The 15,315-nt window shown below is 72.6% G+C and carries 13 protein-coding genes; 8 read left to right on the top strand and 5 right to left on the bottom strand.

Annotation, left to right across the window (positions count from 1 at the left end; genetic code table 11):
• Positions 1–101 precede the first annotated feature (101 nt).
• Positions 102–2,126 carry a phenylacetic acid degradation bifunctional protein PaaZ gene (gene paaZ / locus C4V41_RS40610; RefSeq protein WP_103961339.1) on the top strand — a complete coding sequence of 675 codons (2,025 nt, stop codon included), beginning with the start codon at positions 102–104 and terminating at the stop codon, positions 2,124–2,126.
• A gap of 1 nt (position 2,127) precedes the next feature.
• Positions 2,128–2,910, top strand: coding sequence for an enoyl-CoA hydratase/isomerase family protein (locus tag C4V41_RS40605; RefSeq protein ID WP_103961338.1), 783 nt, complete (start codon positions 2,128–2,130; stop codon positions 2,908–2,910).
• A gap of 37 nt (positions 2,911–2,947) precedes the next feature.
• On the opposite strand, the gene C4V41_RS40600 is transcribed toward C4V41_RS40605, so the two are convergent.
• Together C4V41_RS40600 and C4V41_RS40595 are read right to left on the bottom strand one after the other, a co-directional pair.
• The gene (locus tag C4V41_RS40600; protein ID WP_103961337.1) at positions 2,948–4,348 is read right to left on the bottom strand and encodes an aldehyde dehydrogenase family protein; all 1,401 of its coding nucleotides are present in this window, start codon (positions 4,346–4,348) and stop codon (positions 2,948–2,950) included.
• 11 nt (positions 4,349–4,359) lie between these two features.
• A complete protein-coding gene (locus C4V41_RS40595; protein WP_103961336.1) occupies positions 4,360–5,919 on the bottom strand; it encodes a GMC family oxidoreductase in 1,560 nt (519 codons plus the stop codon).
• A 138-nt stretch (positions 5,920–6,057) separates the two neighbouring features.
• Between C4V41_RS40595 and C4V41_RS40590 the strand changes: the two genes are divergently transcribed.
• Positions 6,058–6,504 carry a GbsR/MarR family transcriptional regulator gene (locus tag C4V41_RS40590; RefSeq protein WP_200824551.1) on the top strand — a complete coding sequence of 149 codons (447 nt, stop codon included), beginning with the start codon at positions 6,058–6,060 and terminating at the stop codon, positions 6,502–6,504.
• 3 nt (positions 6,505–6,507) lie between these two features.
• On the opposite strand, the gene C4V41_RS40585 is transcribed toward C4V41_RS40590, so the two are convergent.
• Complete coding sequence (locus C4V41_RS40585) at positions 6,508–7,008, bottom strand: Lrp/AsnC family transcriptional regulator (RefSeq protein WP_235030691.1); 501 nt, start codon at positions 7,006–7,008, stop codon at positions 6,508–6,510.
• 120 nt (positions 7,009–7,128) lie between these two features.
• On the opposite strand from C4V41_RS40585, the gene pdhA reads away from it, so the two are divergent.
• The 4 genes from pdhA to hisC are packed head-to-tail and all read left to right on the top strand — an operon-like array spanning position 7,129 to position 11,592.
• Positions 7,129–8,229, top strand: coding sequence for a pyruvate dehydrogenase (acetyl-transferring) E1 component subunit alpha (gene pdhA, locus C4V41_RS40580; protein ID WP_103961334.1), 1,101 nt, complete (start codon positions 7,129–7,131; stop codon positions 8,227–8,229).
• Position 8,230: 1 nt separating this feature from the next.
• A complete protein-coding gene (locus C4V41_RS40575; protein ID WP_103961333.1) occupies positions 8,231–9,253 on the top strand; it encodes an alpha-ketoacid dehydrogenase subunit beta in 1,023 nt (340 codons plus the stop codon).
• Positions 9,250–10,521, top strand: coding sequence for a dihydrolipoamide acetyltransferase family protein (locus C4V41_RS40570; RefSeq protein ID WP_103961332.1), 1,272 nt, complete (start codon positions 9,250–9,252; stop codon positions 10,519–10,521). Before C4V41_RS40575 ends, C4V41_RS40570 begins: the two co-directional genes overlap by 4 nt.
• 24 nt (positions 10,522–10,545) lie before the next feature.
• On the top strand, positions 10,546–11,592 hold the full coding sequence (gene hisC, locus C4V41_RS40565; RefSeq protein ID WP_103961331.1) for a histidinol-phosphate transaminase: 1,047 nt from the start codon (positions 10,546–10,548) through the stop codon (positions 11,590–11,592).
• Position 11,593: 1 nt separating this feature from the next.
• Here the strand turns inward: hisC and C4V41_RS40560 are convergent, their stop codons facing one another.
• Positions 11,594–12,253, bottom strand: coding sequence for a TetR/AcrR family transcriptional regulator (locus C4V41_RS40560; protein ID WP_103961330.1), 660 nt, complete (start codon positions 12,251–12,253; stop codon positions 11,594–11,596).
• Positions 12,254–12,330: 77 nt separating this feature from the next.
• A complete protein-coding gene (locus C4V41_RS64625; RefSeq protein WP_235030690.1) occupies positions 12,331–14,493 on the bottom strand; it encodes a fibronectin type III domain-containing protein in 2,163 nt (720 codons plus the stop codon).
• 227 nt (positions 14,494–14,720) lie between these two features.
• Here C4V41_RS64625 and C4V41_RS40550 point away from each other — a divergent pair, with 227 nt between their 5' ends.
• On the top strand, positions 14,721–15,314 hold the full coding sequence (locus tag C4V41_RS40550; protein ID WP_160150554.1) for an acyl-homoserine-lactone synthase: 594 nt from the start codon (positions 14,721–14,723) through the stop codon (positions 15,312–15,314).
• The last annotated feature ends 1 nt before the right edge of the window (position 15,315 follow it).

The raw sequence follows: 15,315 nt of genomic DNA, 5'->3' as shown, positions 1-15,315 counted from the left end.
CCTCCGAGACGGTCGGGTCATATTTACTTATCGCTCGGTCAGTATTACGGTTGCACGGGTCGGGGCTGTTGCGCAATAGCTCCCCGCCGAGAGGAGACGATGTGAGCGCACTGCTGGAGAGCTACGCCGCCGGACGATGGTTCCGGGCGGCCGGCGACGGCGCACCTCTGCTCGACGCCGCCACGGGGGAGGAGGTCGCGCGCATCTCCAGCCGGGGGCTGGACGTCGGCGCGATGGTCCGGCACGCCCGCGAGGCCGGCGGGCCCGCGCTGCGGTCCCTGACCTTCCACGAGCGGGCGGCCCTGCTCAAGGCGCTGGCCAAGCACCTGGTCGAGCGGAAGGACGAGCTCTACGCCCTGTCCGTACGGACCGGCGCCACCGCGCGCGACACCATGGTCGACGTGGACGGCGGCTTCGGCACCCTGTTCAGCTACGCCAGTAAGGGCGTGCGCGAGCTGCCGAACGACACGGTCTTCCTGGACGGCGGCCTGGAGCGCCTGGGCAAGGGCGGCACCTTCGTCGGCCAGCACCTCTACACCTCCAGGCCGGGCGTCGCGGTGCAGATCAACGCCTTCAACTTCCCGGTCTGGGGCATGCTGGAGAAGCTGGCCCCGGCCTTCCTCGCCGGGCTGCCGACGATCGTCAAGCCCGCGAGCCAGACCGCGTACCTCACCGAGCTCGCCGTCCGGCAGATCATCGCCTCGGGGATCCTCCCGGAAGGGACGCTCCAGCTCGTCGCCGGCGGCGCGGGCGCGCTGCTCGACGAGCTGACGATCCAGGACTCCGTCGCCTTCACCGGCTCCGCGCACACCGCCGGCATCCTGCGGCGCCACCCGAACGTGCTCGACGGCGGCGTCGTGCTCGGCGTCGAGGCCGACTCGCTCAACTGCTCGATTCTCGGGCCGGACGTACGGCCGGAGGACCCGGAGTTCGACCTGTTCGTCAAGGGCGTCGTCACTGAGATGACCGTCAAGGCGGGACAGAAGTGCACGGCCATCCGCCGCGTGCTCGTTCCCGAGACCGTCGCCGGCCAGGTGGTCGAGGCGCTCGCCGCCCGCCTGGAGAAGGTGGCCGTCGGCGACCCGCGCGACCCCGACGTGCGGATGGGCCCGCTGGCGAGCCTCGGTCAGCGCGACGAGGTGCGCAAGGCCGTCGAGGCGCTGCGGTCGAGCGCCGAGGTGGCCTTCAGCGGCGCGGCCCCGGCTGATGGGGAGCGGGGCGCCTTCATGGCTCCGCTCGTGCTGCGCGCCCGTTCCGGGGCCGCCGAACCGCACGACGTCGAGCCGTTCGGCCCGGTCGCCACCGTGCTCGCCTACGACGGCGTCGAGTCGGCGATCGCCCTGGCCGCCCGGGGCAGGGGCAGCCTCGTCGCCTCCCTCGCCACCCACGACCCGGAGGTCGCGCGGTCGGTGGTGCTCGGGCTGGCGCCCTGGCACGGCCGCGTGCTCGTCCTGGATCGTGACGACGCCAAGGAGTCCACCGGGCACGGCTCGCCGCTGCCGACCCTGGTGCACGGCGGTCCCGGGCGGGCCGGTGGCGGGGAGGAGCTCGGTGGCGTGCGCGGGGTGCTGCACCACATGCAGCGCACCGCCGTACAGGGCTCACCCGACCAGCTCACCGCGATCACCGGACGGTGGACGACGGGGGCCGCGCGCGCCCAGTCGGACGTCCACCCCTTCAGGAAGTCGCTGGCGGAGCTGCGCGTGGGCGACACGATCGCCTCCGCCAGGCGCACGGTGTCGCTCGCGGACATCGACCACTTCGCCGAGTTCACCGGGGACACCTTCTACGCGCACACCGACGCCGAAGCCGCCGCGCGCAACCCGCTGTTCGGCGGCATCGTGGCCCACGGCTATCTGGTCGTGTCGCTGGCCGCCGGGCTCTTCGTCGACCCGGCTCCCGGGCCGGTGCTGGCGAACTTCGGGGTCGACGCGCTGCGCTTCCTCACTCCGGTCAAGGCCGGTGACGCCATCGACGTGACGCTGACCGTCAAGCAGATCACGCCGCGCGGCGGCGCCGACTACGGCGAGGTCCGCTGGGACGCGCTCGTGACCAACCAGGACGGCCAGACGGTCGCGACGTACGACGTCCTGACGCTCGTCGCCAAGACCTGGCCGGGGGCCTGACATGGAGATCATCGCCGAGCGTGACGGGGCGGTGGCCGTGCTGACGCTCAACCGCCCCGATCGCCGCAACGCGCTGGACACCGGCCTCAAGGCGGCGCTGCGGCGGGAACTGGAGGCGGCGGCGTCCGACGACACCGTCCGGGCCGTGCTGCTGACCGGCGCGGGGAGCGCCTTCTGCGTCGGTCAGGACCTCGCCGAGCACGCGGCCGCCCTGCGCGCCGACGCGGGCCACGCGTTCGACACCGTCGAGGCCGACTACGCGCCGATCATCCGGCTGCTCGCCACGATGGGCAAGCCGGTCGTCGCCGCCGTCAACGGCACCTGCGCCGGCGCCGGGCTGGCCCTCGCGCTGGCCTGTGACCTGCGGGTCCTCGCGGAGGAGGCGGTGTTCGCCACGGCGTTCACGGCGATCGGGCTGACGTGCGACTCGGGGCTGTCCACGACGCTCACGCGGTCGGTCGGCGCGAGCCGGGCCCAGGAGCTCGTCCTGCTGGGCGAGTCCTTCCGCGCCCGGCAGGCGGTCGAGTGGGGGATCGCGGGCCGCGTGGTCCCGCGCGCGGAGGTCGATGGGGCGGCCCGCGAGCTGGCGGCCCGGCTCGCCGCCGGGCCGACCGCCGCCTACGCCGAGTCCAAGCTCCTGCTCGCCCAGGCATGGGAGCACGATCTCGGTACGGTGCTCACGGCCGAGGCGCAGGCCCAGGCCCGCCTGGGCAGGAGCGCCGACCACGCCGGGGCGGTCGAGGCGTTCCTGGCCAAGCGCAAGCCGGTCTTCGAAGGGCGCTGAGCCTTACGAGGTGGATGCCTTACGAGGTGTGGCTGCCTTACGAGGTGTGGATCGAGGTGGGGCGGGTGGCCGCGTCGTAGGCCGCGCGTGCGCCGGTCGCCCCCATGCCGCTGTCGCCGGCCGGCTCGTACAGCCGCTCGGGTCCGCCGCCCTGCCACTGGTTCACCCACACGACCCCGGCGGGGATGCGGCGGGCCGCGGCCATGTGCGCGGGGTCGCCGGTGTACACGGTGGCGGCCAGCCCGTACGGCGTCGCGCCCGCGCGTTCCAGCCCCTCCTCGAAGGAGGACACCACGACGACCGGGGCGAGCGGCCCGAAGGTCTCCTCGGTCATGACCAGCATGGAGTCGTCCACGCCGGTGAGCACGGTCGCGGGGTAGAAGAAGCCCCTGCCCTCGGGCACGGTCCCGCCGGCGAGGACGGTCGCGCCGCGCTCGACGGCGTCGGTGACGTGCCGGACGACGATGTCCCGCTGCCGCCGGTCGACCAGCGGCCCGAGCACGGTGCCCGCGTCGCGCCCGTCGCCCAGCGTGTACGTCCCCGCGGCCGCCACCAGAGCGTCGATGAACGCGCCGGCGACGTCCTGATGCACGTAGATCCGTTCCATGGACGTGCAGATCTGGCCCGAGTTCGCGAAGGCGCCGAACGCGACGGCCGCGGCGGTCGCGACCGGATCGACGCCCGCGTCGACGACCACGGGGTCCTTGCCGCCGAGTTCGAGGATCGACCGGCGCAGCAGGCCCCCGGACAGCGCGCCCACCCGGCGACCGGCCGCGACGGAGCCGGTGAAGTGCACGAGCCCGATCCGCTCGTCCGCGACCAGCGGCTCGCCGGCCCTGGAGTCGCCCAGGACCAGGTTGACCACGCCGGGCGGCAGGTCCATCAGCTCCAGCAGCCGCACCGCCGACATGGGCGAGCGCTCGGACGGCTTGAGCACGACGGTGTTTCCGGCGGCCAGCAGCGGGCCGAGCGCGCCCAGGATCATGGGCACGGGGAAGTTCCACGGCACGATGACCGCCGCCACCCCGACGGGGGAGCGCACGATCGTGGTGCCGCTCTCCGCGATGGTCTCCTCGAACGCGTAGTCCAGGGCCTCGGCCGCCGCCACCTTGAGCGACTGAGCCGCGCCGCCGATGAAGGCCTGGCCGAGGGGGACGGGCTTGCCCATCTCGCGGCACTCGATCTCCGCCAGCTCGCCGGCGTGCGCGGCGATGGTGTCCGCCCACCGGGACAGCCGGTCCACGCGCTCGGCGACCGGGAGCGCGGCCCAGGCAGGCTGCGCCTGGAGGGCCGCGTCCACGGCCAGGCGGACGTCCTCGGGTGAACCGCTGGGGCAGCGGCCGGCGACCTCCTCGGTCGCCGGGTCGATCACGTCGTGGAACTCGGCACCCCGGGAGTCCTCCCAGGTGCCGCCGATCAGGTTTCGCAGGGTTCGCACGGGAAGGCTCCTCAGATGCGGTCGGCCATGAGCTCGCCGGCCATGATCGACGCCAGGTTGGTGTTGGCACGCGGAACGGACGGGAAGATCGACGCGTCGACGACGCGCAGGCCGGCGACGCCGAGGACGCGGCACGACGGATCGACGACGGTGGCGGCGTCGCCGGGCGCGCCCATCCGGCAGGTGCTGGTGCCGTGCTGGGCGTCCACCACGGTGGCGAGCAGGTGGGCGTCGAGCGCGGCGTCGTCGTCCAGGACCGCGAACAGGCGGCTGTTGCCGCGCTCGACCGAGCCCGCGAGGATCGGGGTGGCCTCGGGGCCGCGCGCCAGCTCGGTCAGGGCGCGGACGCCCGCGCGCAGCCGCTCCAGGTCGCGGGCGTCGGACAACATCCGCTCCCTGACCTCGGGCTGGTCGCGGGGGTCGGCGGAGGTCAGCCGCAGGACGCCGCGCGAGAAGTTCTGGTTCAGCCACACGCCGAAGCCGCCCGCCGGGAAGCGGGTGTCGGCGGCCTCCATGGACAGCACGTTCTGGTTCAGCGACACGAACATCATGTCGGACGGCGGGGCGCCGGGCCCGCTGCTGTAGCGGACGCAGACGTTGGTGTGGCGGTCGTCGGCCGTCTTGATGGCGGCCTCCTCGGTCAGCGGCAGTTCGACGACGGCCATGGGGTGGTCCTGCATGCCGAGGCCGACCGGCAGGTCCTGGCGGACGGTGATCCCGAGGCGGCGCAGGTCGTCCGCCGGGCCGATGCCCGAGCGCAGCAGGATCGCCGGGGAGTGGATGACGCCCGCGCTGAGCACGATCTCGTCCGCGTACTCGGTCACCGCCGTCCCGTCCACGATCACCTGGACGCCGACGGCGCGGTCACCGGCGAACACGACCCGGTCGACCAGGGCGTCACCGCGTACGGTGAGGCCGGCCAGCGCCCGCGCCGGTTCGAGGTAGCCGTCGTTGACCGTGACCCGGCGCCCGTCGCGGGAGTTGATCGGATAGGGCGAGACCCCGATCGCCCCCGGCGCGTTCACGTCCGGCGCCCAGGGGTGCCCGGCGGCCTGCGCGGCGGCGCTCAGCGCCGCGTCCACCGCGCCCCACCGTTCGCGCGGCATCCGGAAGATCGGGGTCGGGCCGCCCCGCCCGTGGTATGGCTCGTCGCCGAACTCCTCGTCGTCCTCCAGCTTCGCGAAGAAGGGCAGCACGTCCTTGGCCGACCAGCCGGCGCAGCCCGCCGCGGCCCAGTCGTCGAAGTCCTCCATCGGCGGCCGGATCGCGATCTGCCCGTTGATGGTCGAGCTGCCGCCCGCGCCGCGTCCCCGCCAGTAGGGTGCCTGGGCCTGCTCGTCGGTGCGGGAGGAGTTGACGCCCATCCAGACCAGGCCCTCGGTGGCCTGCGGATCCAGCAGCGCGCGGACGGGGTTCGGCGACCGCCACGCCTCGTGCAACCCCGCCGGCCGATAGTCCGGCCCGGCCTCCAGCAGCAGGACGCGCCTGCCCCGCCCGGCGGAGCGAGCGGCGAGCGCGGCGCCGGCGGACCCCGCTCCCACGACGATGATGTCCCAGCCCGTGCGTGTCACGGCGAACCTCCAGAGTTCGGCTCAGGGAGCGCGGCTCCGGACAGACCCGAACCGCTGTTAGCCGGTAGACTGCCCCTGGCAGAAAGTTCAGTCAATAGTGAACATTCATTTTTTTCTGAACAATGGAGGTCGGCTGGTGTGAATCCCTTGATCGACGACTTCGGGCTGCACATCGGCCGCGCGATGGGCTGGCCGCCGATGGCCGGCCGCGCCGCGGGCGTCCTCATGCTGAGCCGGACGCCGATGACGATGGCCGACCTGCAGAGCGCCCTCGACGCGAGCAAGGGCTCGGTGTCGGAGACGACGCGCCTGCTGATGGTCAGCGGGACCGTGCGCCGGTTCAAGGAGCCGGGTTCACGCCAGTACGTGTACGAATGGCGGGAAGACGCCTGGATCGGCTGCCTGCAGCACCAGCTCGAACAGACCACCGAGCTGCTGGCTCTCGCCGAGAACGCGCAGGAGCGCGCGGCCGATCTCCCCGAGCTGCAGCGCGCCCGCCTGGCGGAGATGCGCGACTACTACACCTTCATGGTCCGGCGCCTCGAAGCGCTCCTCGGGGAGTACAAGGAGTCGCGCGGGCGCTGACCCTCACGCCCGCCACTCCACGCCCCGGCCGCGAGCCTCCTCGAACACCAGCCACGTACGGGTGGCGCGCACGCCCGGAATGTCCTGGATGCGCTCCAGCACCACGTGCCTGAGCACCACGTTGTCCGGCGTCCTGACCAGCACCAGCACATCGTAGTCGCCGCCGACCAGCGCGAAGTGCTCGACGTACGGGGTGTCCTTCAGCCTGGCCGACACCGCGCGCCAGGAGTTCTGCTCGATGGTGACCGAAACGTACGCGCTCGTGCCCAGGCCCGCCTTGTGCGGGGCGATCTCGGCGGTGAAGCCGGTGATCACCCCGTCGTCCATCAGCCGCGTGATCCGGGCGTAGACGTTGGCCCGGGAGACGTGCACGCGCTCGGCCAGGGTGCGCATCGAGATCCGGCCGTCGCGCAGCAGCTCGGCGATGATCGCGCGATCAACGCCGTCCAGCCGGCTGGCCGATTGTCCCGGCCAACCGCCCTCAGCGCCCTCTTCGATCGACAATCGGACCTCCCGAAGCCCGCAAGAAACCCATTTGTCGCTCATCATGCCTGATGTCTTGAACAGATGGTGACCTGGGCGGACGCTTTGGGTGTCAAACGTCCAAGGAAAGTAGGCGTCGTCATGTCCACGAGGACCCAGGTGGTGGATGGTCTTCTGCCGTCACCCGAGCCGGTGCGCTTCGTCGCCGAGAACGGCACGGAGGTGGAGCCGCCCGCCGGTTACGCGGTCCCGGAGGATGAGCGGCTGCTGGAGGCGTACCGGCAGATGGTCGTGGGCCGCCGCTTCGACCGGCAGGCGACCGCGCTGACCAAGCAGGGCCGGCTCGCCGTCTACCCGTCCAGCCGCGGCCAGGAGGCCTGCCAGGTCGCCGGCGTGCTCGCGCTGCGCGCCGGCGACTGGCTCTTCCCCACCTACCGCGACTCCGTGGCGCTGGTCGCGCGCGGCCTCGACCCCGTCGAGGTGCTCACGCTGCTGCGCGGCGGCTGGCACTGCGGGTACGACCCCGCCGCCACGCGCGTCGCGCCCCAGTGCACCCCGCTGGCCACCCAGACCATCCACGCGGTCGGCATGGCCGAGGCCCTGCGCCGCAAGGGCGAGGACGCCGTCGTCATGGCCTTCATCGGCGACGGCGGCACCAGCGAGGGCGACTTCCACGAGGCGCTCAACTACGCCGCCGTCCTGCACGCCCCCGTCGTGTTCTTCGTGCAGAACAACAAGTACGCGATCTCGGTGCCGCTGGCCAAGCAGAGCGCCGCGCCCGCGCTGGCGTACAAGGGGATCGGCTACGGCATCCCGTCCGAGCAGGTGGACGGCAACGACCTCGTCGCGGTGCTGGCCGTGCTGAGCGCGGCCGTGCGGAACGCGCGGACGGGCGGCGGCCCGTTCCTGGTCGAGGCGCACACGTACCGGATGGACCCCCACACCAACGCCGACGACGCCAGCCGCTACCGGGAGAGCGAGGAGGTCGAGCAGTGGGAGTCGGCCGATCCGCTCGCCCGCCTGGAGACCTACCTGCGCGGGCGCGGCCTGCTCGACGCGGAGGCCGTCGAGTCGGCGCACAAGGTGGCCGAGGAGTTCGCCGCGCGTGTCCGCGAGCGGATGAACGCCGACCCGGCGGCGGACCCGTTCGAGCTGTTCGACCACGTCTTCGCCGAGCCGACACCCCAGTTGCGCGAGCAGCGGGCGCTGCTGGCGGCCGAGCTGACCGCCACGGAGGACTGACATGAGCACGACGACGTTGTCCATGGCCCAGGCGCTGAACGCCGCCTTGCGGGACGCGTTGCGCGAGGACGAGCGGGTGCTCGTGTTCGGCGAGGACGTCGGCCCGCTGGGCGGCGTGTTCCGGGTCACCGACGGGCTGACCAAGGAGTTCGGCGAGGAGCGGTGCTTCGACACGCCGCTGGCCGAGGCGGGGATCGTGGGGCTGGCCGTGGGCATGGCCATGGGCGGGCTGCGGCCGGTGATCGAGATGCAGTTCGACGCCTTCGCCTACCCGGCCTTCGAGCAGATCGTGTCGCACGTGGCCAAGCTGCGTAACCGTACCCGGGGGCGGTTGTCGCTGCCGATGGTGATCAGGATTCCGTACGCGGGGGGCATCGGCGGGGTCGAGCACCACTGTGACTCCAGCGAGGCGTACTACGCGCACACGCCGGGGCTGAAGGTCGTGACCCCGGCGACGATCGACGACGCGTACTGGCTGCTGCGCGACGCCATCGCCGACCCCGACCCGGTGATCTTCATGGAGCCCAAGCGGCTGTACTGGTCCAAGGACGAGGCCGCCCTCGGGGACCGGCGGGCGGCGGGGTTCGGGCGGGCGGCGGTGCGGCGCGAGGGCCGCGACGCGACGCTGGTCGCCTACGGGCCGAGCGTGCAGGTCGCGCTCCAGGCCGCTTCCGCCGCCGCCGAGAACGGGCTCTCGCTGGAGGTGGTGGATCTGCGCACGATCGTTCCGTTCGACGACGCGACCGTCGTGGCGTCGGTACGGAAGACGGGGCGGTGCGTGGTGATCCAGGAGGCGCAGGGGTTCGCGGGGGTGGGGGCGGAGATCGCGGCCCGCGTACAGGAGCGGTGCTTCCATTCGCTGGCCGCGCCGGTGCTGCGCGTCGCCGGGTTCGACATCCCCTATCCGCCGCCGATCCTTGAGCACTCGCATCTGCCGGACGTGGACCGGGTCCTCGACGCGGTCGATCGGCTGCAGTTCGGGGACGAGCCCGATCTCATGCACCTGGCCGGGGAGGCGTCATGACGGCCACCACTGCCGCCGCTCAGGTGTTCCGGCTGCCCGATCTCGGTGAGGGGCTGACGGAGGCCGAGATCATCGACTGGAAGGTCGCCGTCGGTGACACGGTCGAGGTCGACCAGATCGTGGTGGAGGTCGAGACGGCCAAGGCCGCCGTGGAGGTGCCGGTCCCGTACGCGGGGACGGTGCTGCGGCTGCACGCCGAGGTGGGCGCCGTGCTGGCGGTGGGCCGTCCGCTGATCGAGGTCGGCCCGGCGGACGTCTCGTCCGCCGCGGACCGCTACCGGGAGGAGGAACAGGCCGGATCCGGAAATGTCCTCATCGGATACGGCACCACCCACGCCACGGGCTCTCGCCGCCGCCGCACCCGCCCCCGGCAGATCCCCGAAGCCGTGCCCTCCGCACCTGATCAGGCGCCTCGTGTGATCTCGCCGCTCGTCCGCAAGATCGCCCGGGAGCACGGCCTGGATCTCGCCGCCATCAGCCCTACCGGCCCTCGTGGTGTGATCCTGCGCCGCGACGTCGAGCAGGCCATCACCACGGCCGCCGAGACCCCCGAGACCCCCGAGTCACTCGAAGCGGTGGGGGAGCGGATTCCGTTGCGCGGTGTGCGCCGGGCGGTGGCCGACAAGCTGAGCCGCAGCCGCACGGAGATCCCCGACGCCACCACCTGGGTGGACGCCGACGCCACCGGCCTGCTCGCGGTCAGGGACGCCCTGCGGCGGTCCAGCCCCGGCCTGGGCATCGGCCTGCTCGCCCTCCTGGCCCGCGTCTGCGTGGCCGGACTGCGGCGGTTCCCCGAGCTGAACTCCTCGGTCGACACCGGCCGGGCCGAGATCGTCCGGCACGGGCACATCAACCTCGGGTTCGCCGCCCAGACCGACCGCGGCCTCGTCGTGCCGGTGGTCCGGGACGCGCACCTGATGACGACCGCCCAGCTCGCCGCCGAACTGGCCAGGCTCACCGGCCTGGCCCGCTCGGGCGCGCTGCCGCCCGCGGCCATGACCGGGGGCACGTTCACGCTCAACAACTACGGCGTCTTCGGCGTGGACGGATCCACCCCGATCATCAACCACCCCGAGGCGGCCCTCCTGGGCATCGGCCGGATCATCGACCGGCCGTGGGTGGTCGACGGCGCGGTCGTGCCCCGGAAGGTCACCCAGTTGTCGTTCACCTTCGACCACCGGGTCTGCGACGGCGGCACGGCGGGCGGGTTCCTGCGCTTCGTGGCCGACTGCGTCGAGGACCCCGCGATCCTGTTCGCCCACGTGTGAGCACCGGCAGAGAAGGAGAGTCACGTGGTGCGGCTACGCCCGTCCCTGCTCGAACTGCAGTCCTACGTCCCGGGCCGCAAGGTGCCCGGGGCCGTCGTCCTGGCCAGCAACGAGTGCCCGTACGGGCTGCTGCCGGGCGTCGCGGCCCGGCTCGGCGAGCTGACCGGGGGCCTGTCGCGCTACCCCGACATGGGCGCCCGCCGCCTGCTGGAGGCGCTCGCCGCCCGCCACGGCGTGAGCACCGACCGCGTCGCCGTCGGGGCGGGGTCGTCCGAGGTCTGCGGGCAGATCCTGCTCACGGTGTGCACGCCGGGCGCCGAGGTCGTCTTCGGCTGGCGGTCGTTCGAGGCGTACCCGATCCTGACCACGGTGGCCGGCGGCGTACCCGTGCGGGTGCCGCTGCGCGACCACGTCCAGGACCTGCCGGCGATGGCGGCGGCCGTCACCGAGCGGACCCGGCTGGTGTTCGTCTGCAACCCCAACAACCCGACCTCGACGCCCATCGGTGAGACCGCCCTGCGGGCCTTCGTCGAGGAGTTGCCCGGGCACGTGCTGGTCGTCATCGACGAGGCCTACCACGAGTACGCCGATCCGGCCGTGGTGCCGGACGCGCTCGCGCTCTTCGGCGACCGGCCGAACGTGGTCGTCCTGCGGACCTTCTCCAAGGCGTACGCGCTGGCCGGGCTGCGGGTCGGCTACTGCGTCGGGGCGCCGGAGATCATCGCGCAGGTGCGCAAGACCCAGACGCCGTTCAGCGTCAGCGCCCTCGCCCAGGAGGCGGCGATCGCCGCGCTCCAGAGCGGCGACGAGGTCACCAGGCGGGCCGCCCTCACGATCGGCGAACGCGAACGCGTCACCGGAGAACTGCGCATTCTCGGTTACGACGTGCCGGAGTCCCAGGCGAACTTCCTGTGGCTGCCCCTCGGCCAGGACAGCGCGGCCTTCGCCGGCCACTGCCTGGACCACGGGATCATCGTGCGCGCCTTCCCGGGCGAGGGCGTCCGCGTCACCCTGGGGCTGCCCGAGGAGAACGCGGCCTTCCTCACCCAGGCCGCGACCTGGCGGGCCTGAGTCAGGTCCCGAGCAGGGCCGCCGCCAGCATCAGGGCGAGCCACTCCTCGTAGTCGGCCTCGCTCCACCCGCACACCTCGGTCAGCTTCTCGAAGTTCTCCGCCGAGGTGAGCACGTAGATCTGCTCGGCCGCCCGGCCGGTGGACAGGCCGGGGCGCGACGCCCCCAGGGCGTGCAGGTGCTCGGCCAGGCCGCGGCCGCCCGCCAGCCGTTCGCGTTCGATCCCGGCCAGCACGTCGTGCAGCCCGGCGTCGGCGGGGGAGGCGGCGGCCGCCGCGCGCAGGAGACGGTGCACGGGGCCGACACGCCGGAGGATGGCGGTGGCCATGGCGGCATAGCGGGCGAGTTTGCGCGCGGGGTCGGGCTCGTCGACGATCGCCTGGACCTCGGGCCGGTCGCTCTGCGGCACGGCCTGGGCGTCTCCGGCCAGCGTGATGTCGTAGACGAGCTTGGCCAGCGCGGGCTTGCCGCCGGGGCACGAGGTGTACAGCGTCTGGACGGCCACGCCGGCCTCGCGCGCCACCTCGGCCATGGTGGTGCCGGCGTAGCCCTTCGCGGCCATCAGGTCGCGCGCCGCCGTCGCGATCTTCATCCGGGTGGCCTGGGCGTGCTCCTGGCGCAGGCCGCTGGAGTAGGCGCGCCGCTTCCGCTGCTCGGTCATCGGTGACCATGCTTCCAGACCCGCGCGTGTGGGCCCACCCGCCCCCGTGGGGACGGGTGGGCCGGCAGCGCCGGCCGTCAGGCGCAGGAGTAGCCCGACGGGAGCGCGGTGTTGCCGTTCGGGCGGGTCGCCTGGAAGCCGACGCTGGTCGTGGCGGCACCGGGGGCGAGGGTGCCGTTGTGACCGGCGTTCCTGATGGTGACGGTCTGCCCGCTGACGGTGGCGGTGCCGTTCCATGAGCCGGTCAGGGTGTGCCCGGCGGGCAGCGTGAAGGTGACCGTCCAGCCGGTGATGGTCGCGGTGCTCGTGTTGGTGATGGTCAGGGGCTGGACGACGTACCCGGTGGCCCATTGGGTCTGGACGGTCGGCACGGCCGAGCAGGTGCCGGTGGACGGGCCGGGCTGGGTGGTGACCTGGGCGGTGTTCGAGACTGGCGAGGCGTTGCCCGCGGCGTCCCGTGCCCTGACCTGGTAGCGGTAGGTGGTGCTCGGGGTCAGGCCGGTGTCGCCGTACGAGGTCGTGGCCGACGTGCCGACCTGGGTGAACGTGCCGCCGCTCGCGCCGGGCGCGCGCAGCACGTCGTAACCGGTGACGCCGGTGTCGTCCGTCGCGGCCGTCCAGCTCAGGGTGGTGCCCGTGGACGTGGTCCCCGAGGCGGCCAGGCCGGCCGGGGCCGTCGGCGGCGAGGTGTCGCCCCCGCCCGTGGCCGTCGTGAACGTGACCGGTGGCGAGTTCGCGGACAGGTTGCCCGCGCCGTCGCGCGCCCGCACGTACACCTGGTACTGGGTGTTGGCGGTCAGCCCGGTGAGGGTGATCGAGGGGGTGGTGGACTGGCCGAGCCGCGGATCGGTGGTGCCCTGCTCGCGATGGACGTCGTAGCCGGCCAGCCCGGAACCGCCCTGGTCGGTGGAGGCGGCCCAGGTCAGCGTGGCGCCGGTGGCGGTCACACCGGACGCGGCCGGGGCGCCCGGCGCGCTCGGCGCGGTGGTGTCGCCGGAGTCGCCGAGGACCGGCGTCTGCCAGTCACGCCAGTCGGCCAGGTTGCCCGCCGCCCTGGCCGAGATCCTCATCGAGCCGGCCGCGTTGCCGGTCTTCAGCAGGAACTTCTGGATGTTCTGCTGCAGCGGGGTCCGCCATTCCGCCCGGTTGGCGCAGTGGCTGCCGTCCTGGACGTCGGACCAGTACGTGATGTTCTCTCCGGCGCCGAGCGCCTTGTAGACCTCCGCGCCGCCCAGGGCCGCCACGCTCGCGGACCGGGGGCCCAGGTTGGTGATGTGCGGGTTGTCCATGATGAACAGCCCTCGCGGCGCGACCATGGCCACCATCTCGTGAGTGTCCACCGGCAGCCGGTTCGGGCTGCTCGTGAACGAGCCGAACGCGTCCCCGAGCCACGGCTGCTCCCCGTAGGCGCTGCTCAGGCTCTGGGCGCCCTCCCCGGGAATCCCGCGGAAGATGGGCACGCCCGCGCTGCCCGACTCGATCGGCATGGTCAGGGCGATGCGCTGGTCGAACGCGCCGGTCACGAAGGCGCCCTTCCCGAACCGCGAACATCCGGTGACCCCGGTGGCGTCCGCCCGGAGAATGGCGCCGCCCGACTGCTCGATGACGTCGATGATCCGGCTCACTCCCCATCCCCAGGCGAGCAGCAGCCCGGTGCCGCTGGCGGAGCCGTAGACGCTGTAGAACGCGCCCTGCTTGTTGCTGCGCGGCGTGCCCTCCCGCCCGACGGCGTAGGGGTCGTAATTGATGACGGCCGCGCCGGCCGCCGTGATGGCGGCGGTGTCCGCCCCGAACCCGCCGAAGACGACCACGGCCGGGAACGGCCCCGTCCCGCTCGGCAGCGAGACGCTCGCGGAGAAGCTGGAACTGCGGCCGTTGTGGTTGACGTTCACGGTGATGCCGGTCCGCGAGACCGTCCCCGTCACACTGGCCGGTTTCACGGGCTTCTCGCCGTAGACGAACTTCTCGGACAGCCGCTTGATCTCCTCCCGCCGGCACCGCCAATCCGACTTGGCGGAGATGCGCGTGCCGTCCAGCTTCCTGAAGGGATCGGGCAGCCGGGCGTTGGCGGGCAGGGATCCGGCGTCAGGCAGGCCGGGCACCGCGCAGTCGGCACCCTCGTTCTCGACTCCAGCGGCCGCGACGGCCTCGGGGGAGGCCACCGTCACCGCTCCGGCGACCGAGAGCAGCGCCGCCACCATGAGGGCGACGACTCTCGAAGGGGCCGACCTGTTGATCACTGGGCTCTCCCTTCCAAGGGGGACGTCGGTGATCAGTTTGCGAACATCGCCGAAACATGTCAACGCATGGTCGAAATGTTTCGGTAGATCGTGCCGATGAGCTGCGGATGGCTGACAAAAGTTTCGGAAATTAGTTGAAACTACGGGCCTCGCCGCGTGGGAAGCCGAAAGTGATGTTGCGCGAAGTCACGAAGACACCGGCCCCCGGCAGCCCATACCGTTTGCTCGTGCCGAGGGGATCACAAATCGTGGTGGGGCGGGCGGGCGACCTGCCGGGGTGGCTGCTCGACGGCATGTTCCGGCTCCGCCACGAGGTGTTCCGCGAACGCCTCCGCTGGGACGTCGGCAGCCTCCACGGCAGGGAACGCGACGAATACGACGACTACGACCCCGTCTACGTGATCGGCCACGCGGACCGGCGGGTCACCGGGTGCTGCCGGCTGCTGCCCACCGACGGTCCCTATATGCTGCGCGACGTCTTCTTCGAGGCGTTACGCGGCGGCCAGGCTCCGCACGATCCGGCCGTCTGGGAGATGAGCCGCCTGGCCACCGACCGCGCCTGGTCGCGTACCGTGGCGGCGGGCTTCGGCGACCTGGCCCGCGCCCTGCTCTGGGAGGCGTTCCGCTGGGTCGATCGGCACGGGGACACGATCGTCGCCGTCTCCAGCGTGGCGGTGGAGCGCAGCGTGAACGCGATGGGCGTCGCCACCCGGCGTCTCGGGGACGGCCGGGCGACCCGCCTCGGCGGCCTGCTCTGCTCCGCCTACACCACCTCTACCAGGGACTTCCTGACGAACGCGCTCCCCGTGCCGTCGAACTGAC

It is taken from the genome of Nonomuraea solani (genome assembly GCF_900108335.1).
GTDB lineage: Bacteria > Actinomycetota > Actinomycetes > Streptosporangiales > Streptosporangiaceae > Nonomuraea > Nonomuraea solani.
This window is presented reverse-complemented; position numbering and strand designations above follow the sequence as displayed.